Origin of the sequence: Advenella sp. EE-W14, assembly GCF_012923605.1 — a bacterium.
In the GTDB taxonomy this organism is placed as follows: Bacteria; Pseudomonadota; Gammaproteobacteria; order Burkholderiales; family Burkholderiaceae_B; genus Advenella; species Advenella alkanexedens.
Map to the genome: position 1 here is coordinate 227,180 of NZ_JAAVNG010000012.1, position 12,504 is coordinate 239,683.

At 53.0% G+C, this 12,504-nt stretch carries 8 protein-coding genes and 1 tRNA gene; 7 read left to right on the top strand and 2 right to left on the bottom strand.

The features are described 5' to 3' along the window. On the bottom strand, window positions 1-795 hold the full coding sequence (locus HCX92_RS12045) for an inositol monophosphatase family protein (RefSeq protein ID WP_169295209.1): 795 nt from the start codon (window positions 793-795) through the stop codon (window positions 1-3). A 113-nt stretch (window positions 796-908) separates the two neighbouring features. Here HCX92_RS12045 and HCX92_RS12050 point away from each other — a divergent pair, with 113 nt between their 5' ends. The 7 genes from HCX92_RS12050 to fdhF all read left to right on the top strand — a co-directional run bounded on the left by HCX92_RS12050 (window position 909) and on the right by fdhF (window position 12,125). Further along, complete coding sequence (locus HCX92_RS12050; RefSeq protein ID WP_211182385.1) at window positions 909-1,673, top strand: RNA methyltransferase; 765 nt, start codon at window positions 909-911, stop codon at window positions 1,671-1,673. Between the two features lie 82 nt (window positions 1,674-1,755). Next, window positions 1,756-3,252 (top strand): AMP nucleosidase, encoded by a 1,497-nt coding sequence (locus HCX92_RS12055; RefSeq protein ID WP_169295210.1) that lies wholly within the window; start codon window positions 1,756-1,758, stop codon window positions 3,250-3,252. A 16-nt stretch (window positions 3,253-3,268) separates the two neighbouring features. Beyond that, window positions 3,269-4,204, top strand: a complete 936-nt coding sequence (locus HCX92_RS12060; RefSeq protein ID WP_169295211.1) for an AEC family transporter — start codon at window positions 3,269-3,271, stop codon at window positions 4,202-4,204. A 6-nt stretch (window positions 4,205-4,210) separates the two neighbouring features. Continuing rightward, complete coding sequence (mutS, locus tag HCX92_RS12065) at window positions 4,211-6,865, top strand: DNA mismatch repair protein MutS (protein WP_169295212.1); 2,655 nt, start codon at window positions 4,211-4,213, stop codon at window positions 6,863-6,865. 330 nt (window positions 6,866-7,195) lie between these two features. Continuing rightward, window positions 7,196-7,675 (top strand): NAD(P)H-dependent oxidoreductase subunit E, encoded by a 480-nt coding sequence (locus tag HCX92_RS12070; protein ID WP_169295213.1) that lies wholly within the window; start codon window positions 7,196-7,198, stop codon window positions 7,673-7,675. Beyond that, entirely contained in the window at window positions 7,663-9,213 is a 1,551-nt protein-coding gene (locus tag HCX92_RS12075; protein WP_169295214.1) for an NADH-quinone oxidoreductase subunit NuoF, read from the top strand. Before HCX92_RS12070 ends, HCX92_RS12075 begins: the two co-directional genes overlap by 13 nt. Window positions 9,214-9,248: 35 nt before the next feature. Then, the gene (fdhF, locus tag HCX92_RS12080) at window positions 9,249-12,125 is read left to right on the top strand and encodes a formate dehydrogenase subunit alpha (protein ID WP_169295215.1); all 2,877 of its coding nucleotides are present in this window, start codon (window positions 9,249-9,251) and stop codon (window positions 12,123-12,125) included. 249 nt (window positions 12,126-12,374) lie between these two features. On the opposite strand, the gene HCX92_RS12085 is transcribed toward fdhF, so the two are convergent. Then, window positions 12,375-12,450 (bottom strand) — tRNA-His (locus tag HCX92_RS12085). Between the last annotated feature and the right edge of the window lie 54 nt (window positions 12,451-12,504).

A 12,504-nucleotide genomic window follows, 5' to 3' on the forward strand; every position in this document is an offset into this window, starting at 1 on the left:
TTATTCTTGCAAAGCAGCAATCATTTGAGTAAATACTTTGGGACTACCTGCCAGCAAATTGCCGGTTTTCATCCAGGTTTGCTCACCTTCAAAGTCACCAATCAGGCCACCGGCTTCCAGAACCAGCAGACTGCCTGCCGCGATATCCCAGGGTTTCAGGTTGACACCGCAGAAACCATCAAGACGCCCGCAAGCCACATAGGCCAATTCAAGCACCGTGGCACCCAAACGGCGAAAACCCGTACTTTCATCAATCAGGGGATAAAAACGCTCGGCCCCTTTACGGTTGGAGCTGGTCACGGAAGGGAAGCGGCCAGCCAGCATGGCGTCGGAAAAACGGGTACGGTTGGCAACGCGGACACGACGGTCGTTCAAAAAGGCGCCACCACCACGGGTAGAGGTAAACATTTCATTACGGGCCGGATCATAAATAACGGCCTGTGTAATAACGCCACGATGCGCCAGGGCAATGGAAACCGCGTAGTTGGGCAAGCCATGAATGAAATTTTTGGTGCCATCCAGTGGGTCGATAATCCATTGATACTCAGGTGCAACACTTGTGTCGCCTTCCTGTGCGGATACAAAACCGGACTCTTCCCCCAGGAAAGCGTGATCAGGATAAGCCTCACGCAACACATCAATAATCGCCTCTTCGGCCGCATGATCAATGTCGGTCACATAATCATTATGGCCTTTACGGGCGATTTGAACTTTATCAATATCAAGACTGCCGCGATTGATGATTGCGCCGGCACGTCTTGCTGCCTTGATGGCAATGGTGAGCATTGGATGCATATTTGTTCTGTTTTAGTCGAGTTGGGTAAAATAGGCATTTTAAATGACAACCGCCACAAGTTCTAGCCAAACACCTGTTTTTCACTAGAATATATGGTTTTTGAAGGAATATCATGCTTCCCAGCTTTGCCCATACCCGTTTTATCATGGTGGCACCCAGTCATCCCGGCAATGTCGGTGCCGCCGCCAGGGCCATCAAAACCATGGGCTTTAACGAGCTGGTACTGGTGTCTCCCAAAGACCCGGACATCAAAAACAACCCCGAAGCCATTGCCCTGTCCAGTGGCGCAACCGATGTCCTGCACAATGCCCACCTTGTTTCAACCCTGGATGAAGCCCTGGCCCCGGTCACGCTGTCATTCGCGCTGACCGCACGTAGCCGGGACATGGGCCCGCCAGCCCTGGACATCCGCCAAAGCGCCCAATTAAGCGCCCGTCATTTGGCCAGCGCCCCCGAAAACCGCGTGGCAGTGGTATTGGGTACGGAAAGAACCGGCCTTGAAAATGAGGAAATCAGCCGCTGCCACCGGATCTGTCACATTCCGGCCAATCCGGCCTACAGCTCCCTGAATGTATCCCAGGCACTGCAACTGGCCGCCTGGGAACTGCGTTACGCCCTGATGGAAAACAATCCGGCGGCCACCCAGGCCAATGAAACCCAAAATGCAATCGCGTATGCTCCCAGTGAAAAAGTGGAAGCCCTGCTTAAACACTGGGAACAGGCCCTGGTCACCATTGATTTCCTGAACCCGGCACACCCGAAAAAACTGATGCCCCGCATGCGCTACCTGTTCACCCGCATTCATATGAACCAGGAAGAAGTGGACATGATGCGCGGTGTCTGCACCAACATTATCAAACACGCCAGCAAAAAATAATGGGGGTGCTGTCATTGTCATAATATGCCGCTATACTGTCTGGAAAGAAAAACCCCTTGAATTCCAATAACAAAATACGACAATGACATATACGCATCTTACCCCCAAAGCCATCTCCACACCCGAGCATATTGCTTTTATGGCTTTTGACAATGCCGAAAAGGCCTATGAGCAGCTGGTGTATATATATCAACGCAATACCCGGTTTATTCGCACGGCTTTCTACGATTTCATCAACAATGAAAACCCGCCCGAATACAGCGTGCGGGCATTTTATCCGGCCATCCGCCTGCGTGTTACCGATCACCGGGAAATTGACTCGCGCCTTTCCTACGGTTATGCCACCGAACCGGGTATCTACGCCACCACTATTACCCAGCCCGAGCTGTACAAATCCTATTTACTGGAACAAATCAGCCTGCTCATCAAAAACCATGGGGTGGCGGTTGAGATTGGCGAATCCAAAACCCCCATTCCCCTGCATTTTTCTTTTACGGGCAGCCAGTATGTGGAAAGGGTCTATGACGATACCAACAACCTGACCCTGCGCAATTATTTTGATGTGCCCGACCTGGCGATCATGGATGACGCCATCGTTAACGGCACCCTGAAAACCGACACCAATATGCCAGAACCACTGGCCCCCTTTACCGCGCCGCGCATTGATTATTCCCTGCACCGCCTGCAGCATTATACGGCAACCGCCCCTGAACACTTTCAGGGTTTTGTCCTGTTCACCAACTACCAGTTTTATGTAGATGCCTTCTGCAACAAGGCCCGCGAACTGGTCCGTGACCCCGACAGCGGTTATAGTGAACTGGTTGAGCCAGGCAATCTGGTTACCACCGCCACCCACACCCCCGAAACCGGCAGTCAACCGGTGCGCCTGCCGCAAATGCCGGCCTATCACCTTAAACGCCCTGACGGGCTGGGCATTACCCTGGTCAATATGGGCGTAGGACCGTCCAATGCCAAAACCATTACCGATCATATTGCCGTGCTGCGCCCCTCTGCCTGGATCATGCTGGGCCACTGCGCAGGCCTGCGCAACACCCAAAGACTGGGCGACTACGTACTGGCACACGGTTATGTGCGCGATGATCACGTACTGGATGCCGACCTGCCTTTATGGGTACCCATCCCCCCCCTGGCTGAAGTCCAGGTTGCCCTTGAAGAAGCCGTCGCCCAGGTATCCGGCCTGGATGGCTGGGAACTCAAACGCATTATGCGCACCGGCACTGTCGCCAGCATCGACAACCGCAACTGGGAATTGCGCGACCACGATGAACCGGTTCAACGCCTGTCGCAATCGCGTGCCATCGGGCTGGATATGGAATCGGCCACCATTGCCGCCAACGGTTTTCGCTTCAGGGTACCGTATGGCACCTTGCTATGCGTGTCAGACAAACCCCTGCATGGTGAACTGAAGCTGCCCGGCATGGCCACCGATTTTTACCGCACCCAGGTAAACCAGCATTTATACATTGGCATGCGCGCATTGGAAATTTTGCGTGAAATGCCACGCGAACGCCTGCAATCGCGTAAACTACGCAGCTTTATAGAAACCGCTTTCAAATAACAAAGGAATTTTCAGCTTGACGGCTGTTGTCAATGCGGTAATACCGATTTTTGCCCTGATCCTGATCGGTTACCTGGCTGCAAAAAAGAAAATACTCAGTCATGAGGCCACCCACCACCTGAATCTTTACGTGGTGTGGCTGGCCCTGCCTGCGCTGCTGTTCCAGGCAATGGCAACCACCCCCTGGCAAGACCTGTACCAGCCAGGATTTATTGCGGCCTCTATGGGCGCCATGCTGATCGTCTTTCTTGTCTATCTGGTCTGGCAGAAAAAAACAACGCCACTGGCCGACCGGAGTGTTAACAGCCTAAGCGCCGCCTACAGCAATACCGGTTATATGGGCCTTCCTTTATGCACCCTTGTGTTTGGGCCGGAAGGACTGATACCGGCGATCATTTCCATGATCCTGACCGCCTGCGTACTGTTTGCAATGGCCATTATTTTTATCGAGTTTGGCGTGCAGTCTTCGCCCAAATTAAGTGAGACCCTGCGCAAAACCGCACTTTCCCTGGCTAAAAATCCACTGATTGCCGCACCGGTTCTGGGTGGTTTGATGGCGGCAAGCCCTGTCAGCATGCCAGTACCACTGCTGGAATTTACCCGTTTGCTGGGTGCCTCGGCAAGCCCCTGTGCCCTGGTTACCATTGGCCTGTTTCTGGCACAAACCCCCAATAAGGATCTGCAAACCCGCACGGTAACCGTACTTACCCTGAAGCTGTTGCTCCTGCCCGCCTTTACGGCGCTTCTGGTGTTTTACGTTTTTGATATGCCGCCGGTTTACCGGCAAGCCGCCATCCTGCTGGCCGCCCTGCCAACCGGCACGGGTCCTTTCATGCTGGCCACCCTGTACAAGCGCAATTCACAGCTGGTTTCCCAAAGCATTTTCCTGTCTACCGTCATCTCGGTCCTGACCATTTCATTGCTTATTTCCTGGTTCGAACCGCTACAATAACCCCCTATGAGTACAAAATCCCCCTCTTCCAAAGCAGAAACGGCCAGCAACCGTTTTGCCGGCCACACGCCCATGATGCAGCAATACCTTGCCCTTAAAGAAGAAGCAGGCTCAATATTGCTGTTTTACCGCATGGGCGATTTTTACGAAATGTTCTATGACGATGCCATTAAAACGGCACGACTGCTGAACCTGACCCTCACCAAGCGCGGCACCTCCAATGGCGAGCCGATTCCCATGGCCGGTGTACCCATGCATGCCATGGAGCAATACCTGGCACGTCTGGTGGCCATGGGCGAATCAGTCGCCATTTGTGAACAGGTGGGTGACCCGGCTGCCAGCAAAGGCCCGGTTGAGCGCAAGATTGTACGTATTGTCACCCCCGGCACCCTGACCGATGAAACCCTGTTGCCATCCAAGTCCGACCGTCCTTTAATGGCCATTTACCTGCCCCATAAAGGTCGCCAGCCCAAATATGGCCTGGCTTGGCTGAACCTGGCCAGTGGCGAGTTCCGCCTGACCGAATGCGATGCGGCCTCGCTGGACTCCGAGATCCACCGCATTGCTCCGGCTGAAATCGTGCATGCCGACTCTTTCCAGCCGGAAACCAGCTGGCAAGGCACCTTAAGCACCACCGCAGACTGGCACTTTGACCAGAACGAAGCCAATGCCTTGCTGTGTCAGCATTTTGGTGTTGATTCCCTGGCCAGTTTTGGTATTCACGACATGCCTTCGGCAGTGACCGCAGCCGGCGCCCTGCTGCGTTACACGGAAAGAACACAAACCCAGTCGCTGTCCCATGTGCAAGGCATTAGCATTGACCAGGCCAGCGATTACCTGGTGTTGGATCCGGTAACCCGCAAAAATCTGGAAATTACCGAAACCATTAGTGGCGAAGAAAGCCCCACCCTGTTCTCTTTGCTGGACGCCTGCGAAACCCCCATGGGCAGTCGTCTGCTGCGCCGCTGGCTGCACCACCCGCTACGCGCCAATGAGCCGATTGCCGACAGACAGGCCTGCGTTCATGCCTTCCTGACGGGCAAATCAGACAGCCCCTTGCACCCGGCTATTGTGCTGGAAAAAATCAACCAGCTGTTCAAATCCTTCCCCGACCTGGAGCGCATTGCCACCCGTATCGCCCTGCAGTCGGTGCGCCCTCGCGAACTGGCCAGCCTGCGCGATGCCCTGGCCCGCCTGCCCGATTTGTATCAGTTGCTTAACGAACACATTGCCTCTACCCCCCGCATGGAAACGCTGTTTGCGTCCCTGACCATAGACCCTGCCCTGCAGCACCGCCTGCACCAGGCCATTGATGAGGAACCTGCTGCGCTTATCCGTGAAGGTGGCGTGATTGCCCCGGGTTTTGATGCCGAACTGGATGAACTGCGTACCCTGGCCAGTGATAATGGCGCCTTCCTGCTGGAGCTGGAAGCCCGGGAACGCACCCGCACCGATATTGCCAACCTGCGGGTTGAATACAACCGGGTACATGGTTTCTTTATTGAGGTATCCAAAGGGCAAATTGACAAAGTCCCCGATGATTACCGCCGGCGCCAAACCCTTAAAAATGTTGAACGCTACATCACACCCGAACTGAAAGCCTGGGAAGACAAGATCCTGTCGGCCAAGGACCGCTCATTAAGCCGGGAAAAATGGCTTTATGAGCAGTTGGTGGAAGAGCTGACCCAGTCCGTCCCAGCATTACAGCAATGCGCCCAAGCCGTTTCTGAAATTGACGTGTATTTATCGCTGGCGCAACATGCCCGCAACAATGAGTGGGTGGCCCCTGAATTGTGCGAGGCCCCCATTATTGAGATTGAGGCGGGCCGCCATCCGGTGGTTGAACGCAGCATAGAACGCTTCACCCCCAACAGCTGCCAAATGAACCCCAACCGACGCATGTTGCTGATTACCGGCCCCAATATGGGGGGTAAATCCACGTACATGCGGCAAATTGCCCTGATTGTTTTGCTGGCTCGCATGGGCAGTTTCGTACCGGCCCAGTCTGCCCGCATTGGCATGATAGACCGTATTTTCACCCGCATTGGCGCTGCCGATGACCTGGCCGGCGGCCGCTCCACCTTCATGATGGAAATGACCGAAGCCGCTGCGATCCTGGCCGCCAGCACGCCACACAGTCTGGTACTGATGGATGAAATCGGGCGCGGCACCTCGACCTATGACGGCCTGTCATTGGCCTGGTCAATTGCCTGCCGCCTGTTAACCCACAACCAGGCACTGACACTGTTTGCGACCCATTATTTTGAAATTACGCGCCTGCCCGAGCAAAACGAGGCTGCCGTTAACGTTCATCTGGCCGCGGCCGAATCACCCGGTGGCATTGTGTTTTTACATGAGGTCCAGGAAGGCCCCGCCAGTCGCAGCTACGGGATCCAGGTTGCCCAGCGGGCCGGCATTCCCGCTGCGGTTATCCGCCAGGCCAAGCGTGAATTGGAACGCCTTGAAAACCAGGCCAGCAACACCGCACAACTGGATTTATTTGCCGAAACCGCCCCGGCCAATGACCAGGCCAGCGATGACCAGCTTGAACTGCAGGCCCTGCGGGAAGCCATTAACGATCTTGACCCTGACAGCATGAGCCCACGGGAGGCTTTGGATGCCCTGTATAAACTGCGTAATCTTTTTGGGCAGAAGGAGTAGGCATTCCCACGCAGGAGCGTGGGAACGAGTCAGCATGTGAACGAGGCCAGGTTTCGTTCTGGCTCCCATGCTCCTGCGTGGGAGCAAATCATCCACTAATACGCATCTTCTGAACAAAAAACCCGTTTTGCTGCCACCAGCATTCAAAACAAGTGAGTTATTTTCAACGATCTATAAAAATCCATCACTTGCCGCTCAACATGAACTTTGCTTATCATAAGCAAAGACATTTACTATACTGAAATCGTGGCGGCAAACAAAACAATATAAACTGCATAATGCCTATGCGAATTTGAAAACATTATAAATAAGCATTACAAAGGATGAGACATGCAACCGGCTACCCTTCATGAGCCCCGGCACACGCACGGCCAACTATTAAACCAAATACTGGAAGAACACCAACACAAAGAGGGAAACCTCTTGCCCATCTTGCATGCCGTACAAGACCAGCTTGGCTACATTCCAGAAGATTTGATCGCCCCCATAGCGCAGGCGATCAATCGTTCCAGTGCCGAGATCTTTGGGGTGATCAGTTTTTACAAACACTTCAGGACGCAAGCCTGTGGCGATATTCATATTGAATTTTGCCAGGCTGAAGCCTGTCAGGCCCGCGGTTCAAAAAAGGTAGAACAAGAAGTCAAGCATTTGCTTAACGCCCATTGGCCCGATGCCACGGTTGAACCCGTCTATTGCCTTGGTTTATGCGCCCAAGGTCCTGCCGCCATGATTAATCAACAACCGCTTGCCCGTGTCACGCCCAGCAGGATCAAGGCAAAAATTGAAGGGGTGGTCACATGCAAAGCATAAAAATATATATTCCCATGGACTCAGCAGCCGTTGCAATGGGTGCCAACGAATTAGTCGCCCCCATTCAGGAAATGGCGTTGGCACAAAATATTAACGTTGAAATTATCCGTAATGGCAGCAGAGGCCTGTTATGGCTAGAGCCCCTGGTTGAAATTGAAACCCCGCAGGGCCGAATAGGCTATGGCCCAGTCACCCTTGAAGACCTGCCCGACTTATTCAACGCTGGGTGGCTCTCTGGCCACGATCACCCCTTGTCACAAGGCATAACCGATGATATTCCTTACCTTAAAAACCAGGAACGGCTAACCTTTAAACGAGTGGGCATCATTGACCCATTAAACATTCAAGATTATGCCAACCATGGCGGCTGGCAAGGCTTATTGAAGGCCCTGACCCTTAACGATGAAGCCATCACCAACATGGTTACGCAATCAGGTCTGCGGGGGCGTGGTGGCGCCGCCTTTCCAACCGGCATCAAGTGGAATACCGTCAGGCAGGCGCAAGGCCGGCAAAAATATATCGTTGCCAATGCCGATGAAGGCGACTCGGGCACTTTCTCGGACAGAATCCTCATGGAGGGTGATCCTTTCAGCTTGATTGAAGGCATGATCATTGCCGGCCTGGCGGTCAATGCCAACAAAGGCTATATCTATGTGCGCTCAGAATACCCCATCGCCATTGACACCTTGCAAAAAGCCATTGCCATTGCCACCAAGCACCACTATTTGGGATCCAACATTTTAGGCTCGGGTTTCTCATTTGCACTGGAAGTCAGAAAAGGCGCCGGTGCTTATATCTGCGGCGAGGAAACCTCACTGCTTGAAAGCCTGGAAGGCAAACGTGGCGTGATCCGATACAAGCCGCCCTTGCCTGCCATCAAAGGTTTTATGGGCATGCCAACTGTTGTCAATAACGTAGTATCGCTGGCCACCGTTCCTGTCATTCTCGCCAACGGCGCAGACTTTTATAAAATTTTTGGCAGCGGCAAATCGTACGGAACCCTGGCTTTCCAGCTGGCTGGCAATATCAAACGCGGCGGCCTGGTTGAAAAAGCCTTTGGAGTGAGCCTGAAAGAATTACTCTACGATTACGGCGGTGGAAGCGAAGACGGCCTGGCCCTGAAGGCTGTCCAGGTTGGCGGGCCACTGGGGGCTTATTTATCTGAAAAAGAATGGGACATTCCCCTGGATTATGAGGCCTATTCACAAATTGGTGCCATGGTTGGTCATGGCGGTATTGTGGCCTTCAGCGAAAATACGGATATGGCTGAAATGGCCGAATATGCCATGGCATTCTGTGCCCATGAGTCCTGTGGAAAATGCACACCCTGCCGGATTGGGTCAAAGCGAGGCGTGGAAACCATTGTCAAAATCCGCCAGGGCATTCAAACACAAGAAAACCTGGCGCTCTTGGAAGAGTTATGTGACACCATGATTGCCGGTTCTTTATGTGCCTTGGGCGGTATGGCCCCGTACCCGGTCATGTCGGCCGTCAACAAATACCCGCAAGACTTCCGAAAAGAAAAAGTACAACTTTAAAATATAAAAAAACACAAGTTTCCAGGAGACAGAAAATGTTAGAAACGGTTCTCAGGCGCGAGCAGGATTTTGGTACCCCGGCCATCACCGGTAATCTCAAAGAAGTCAGCCTTCAAATAGATGGACAAACCATTCAGGTTCCGGAAGGCACCTCCATTATGCGCGCGGCCTCGATGCTAGGGCTGGCTATCCCCAAATTATGCGCCACCGATTCTTTGGAACCTTTCGGCTCCTGCCGACTGTGTCTTGTCCAGATCGAAGGACGCCGGGGATACCCTGCCTCATGCACCACCCTGGTTGAGGAAGGCATGGTGGTGACAACAGAAAACAAGCGCCTTGCCGACCTGCGCCGCAATGTCATGGAGCTTTATATTTCAGAACACCCGCTGGATTGCCTGACCTGTTCGGCAAACGGCGATTGCGAACTGCAGGACACCGCAGGGCAAGTGGGACTCAGGCAGGTCCGCTTCGATGGCTACGATAAAAAACAGGCCAATAAAACCAGTGACAATTCAAACCCCTACTTTACCTTTAATCCCGATTTATGCATTGTCTGCAATCGCTGCGTCAGATCCTGTGAAGAAACACAAGGCACGTTTGCCTTAACGGTTGACGGCAGGGGTTTTGAATCTCAAATCAGCACAGGTTTAAACACCAACTTCAAAGACAGCGACTGCGTCTCTTGCGGTGCCTGTGTCACGGCCTGCCCAACGGGTGCACTCATGGATAATAGTGTGATACAAATGGGTCAGCCCAATCATGCGGTCATCACCACCTGTGCTTATTGTGGGGTTGGCTGCGGCCTTAAGGCAGAGCTTAAAGGTGAGGAACTGGTTAGAATGACACCCTGGAAAAACGGTAAAGCCAACGAAGGCCATGCCTGTGTCAAGGGCCGCTTTGCCTGGGGATATGCCACACACCCGGACCGCATTACCACGCCAATGATCCGTGCGTCAATCAACGAACCCTGGCGCAAGGTATCCTGGGAAGAGGCCATCAATTATGCGGCCGGCGAAATAAAACGCATCCAGGCCAAATACGGAAAAATTTCGGTGGGCGCCATTTCTTCATCCCGTTGCTCAAACGAAGAAGTCTATCTGGTGCAGAAAACCGTGCGGGCGGCATTGGGCAATAACAATATAGACACCTGTGCCCGGGTTTGCCATTCACCCACCGGATTCGGTTTAAAACAAACGCTGGGTGAGTCTGCAGGTACGCAAACATTTGAATCCGTCGCAGACAGCGATGTGATACTGGTCATGGGCGCCAACCCCACCGATGCTCATCCGGTGTTCGGATCGCGTTTGAAGAAACGTTTACGCCAGGGTGCTAAACTGATTGTCATCGACCCAAGAACCATCTCCCTGGTGTCCACGGCGCATGCCAGGGCCGATTTTCACCTGCCCCTGAAACCCGGCACCAATGTGGCCATGCTTAATGCCTTTGCGCATACCATCATTTCAGAAGGCCTTCAAGACAAGGCGTTTATCACCGGACGTTGCGATTCGGACACCTTCAAAGAGTGGCTTGAGTTTATCCTGCTTGATGAAAACTCACCCGAATCAGCCGCCACCATAACCGGGGTTCCTGCCCAAACCATCCGTGCAGCGGCACGCCTGTTTGCCACGGGTGGCAAAGCCGCGATTTATTATGGCCTGGGTGTCACCGAACACAGCCAGGGCTCAACCGCTGTCATGGCCATTGCCAACCTGGCCATGATCACCGGCAATATTGGCCTGAGTGGCGTTGGCGTCAATCCGTTACGGGGCCAGAATAACGTCCAGGGATCTTGTGACATGGGCTCATTTCCCCATGAGTTTCCCGGTTACCGCCACGTATCCGATGCGGCAACCCGCAAGCAGCTGGAACAGGCCTGGCAAGTCAAGCTTGACGAAAATCCGGGCCTGCGCATTCCCAATATGTTCAATGCAGCCATTAGTGGCACATTCAAGGGACTGTATTGCCAGGGAGAAGACATTTTGCAGTCCGACCCCAATACACAGCATGTCGAAGCTGCTTTAACCAACCTGGAATGCCTGATTGTCCAGGATCTGTTCCTGAATGAAACGGCCAAATATGCCCATGTTTTTTTACCCGGTGCATCTTTTCTGGAAAAAGACGGGACATTTACCAATGCCGAGCGCCGTATTTCGCGCATCAGAAAAGTCATGCGTCCCAAATCGGGAATGGCAGACTGGGAAATCACCCAGGCCCTGTCCAACGCCCTGGGCTACCCCATGCAATACGAAAATCCAAGCGAAATCATGGATGAGATTGCGCGTCTGACTCCCACCTTCGCCTCGGTCAACTATGCCCATATCGATAAAATGGGGGGTAGCGTTCAATGGCCCTGCAACCCCCAGAACCCCGAAGGAACACCGATCATGCATATCGACAGCTTCCCTCATGGAAAAGGAACCTTTGTACCCACCCAATATATCCCCACCAGCGAGCGCACCAATAAACGCTTTCCGCTTATTCTTACCACGGGCCGTATTCTTACCCAATACAATGTGGGGGCACAAACGCGTCGAACCGGCAATACCGCCTGGCATGAAGAAGACCTGCTGGAAATCCATCCTCATGACGCCTCAGACAGGGGGATTGAAAATGGCGACATTGTGCAAATTGCCAGCAGGGTCGGACAAATTGCCATGAAAGCCAAAGTGTCCACACGCGTACAGCCGGGTGTGGTTTATACCACTTTCCATCACCCAGTCTCCGGCTCGAATGTCATTACCACCGACAATGCCGATTGGGCCACAAGCTGCCCCGAATACAAGGTAACGGCAGTTCAAATCAGCAAGGTGGAAAACCATGCTTCAGAATGGCAAGATCACTGGGCCAGCACCGATAAGAAACAGCATGATTTTTTGAAATCGGCAGAATCGGGCACACATGAACACACATGAACAGGCCAGTTGGTTATCCAGGCACAAATAGCCATTAAACCCGGAGTCCCCTAAAATCCGTAATCAGGACCCGTTAAGGGACTTGATTGCGGTTTTTGCATGCCTGCTTTGTTTTTATCAATACGGCAGGAATCTTTTTTGCCCTTTGAAGCAGAGCATCAAAGGCTTTTAGTTGGCAATTTATTATTATATAAGTCACTAGCGCAAAAAAAAGACGAAAAAAAACCGCACCAGGCGGTTTAATTTTTTTGGGGTGACCGATGGGGCTCGAACCCACGACAACCGGAATCACAATCCGGGACTCTACCAACTGAGCTACGGTCACCACTGAATAAAGATAGAACTATAGCAAGACCTTTCAGATTTTGCAAGCACGCTT

What these genes read in the sequence shown, in the direction of transcription:
- HCX92_RS12045 (WP_169295209.1), bottom strand. Translation starts at nt 795, where the DNA reads ATGCATCCAATGCTCACCATTGCCATCAAGGCAGCAAGACGTGCCGGC.
- HCX92_RS12050 (WP_211182385.1), top strand. Translation starts at nt 909, where the DNA reads ATGCTTCCCAGCTTTGCCCATACCCGTTTTATCATGGTGGCACCCAGT.
- HCX92_RS12055 (WP_169295210.1), top strand. Translation starts at nt 1,756, where the DNA reads ATGACATATACGCATCTTACCCCCAAAGCCATCTCCACACCCGAGCAT.
- mutS (WP_169295212.1), top strand. Translation starts at nt 4,211, where the DNA reads ATGAGTACAAAATCCCCCTCTTCCAAAGCAGAAACGGCCAGCAACCGT.
- HCX92_RS12070 (WP_169295213.1), top strand. Translation starts at nt 7,196, where the DNA reads ATGCAACCGGCTACCCTTCATGAGCCCCGGCACACGCACGGCCAACTA.
- HCX92_RS12075 (WP_169295214.1), top strand. Translation starts at nt 7,663, where the DNA reads ATGCAAAGCATAAAAATATATATTCCCATGGACTCAGCAGCCGTTGCA.
- fdhF (WP_169295215.1), top strand. Translation starts at nt 9,249, where the DNA reads ATGTTAGAAACGGTTCTCAGGCGCGAGCAGGATTTTGGTACCCCGGCC.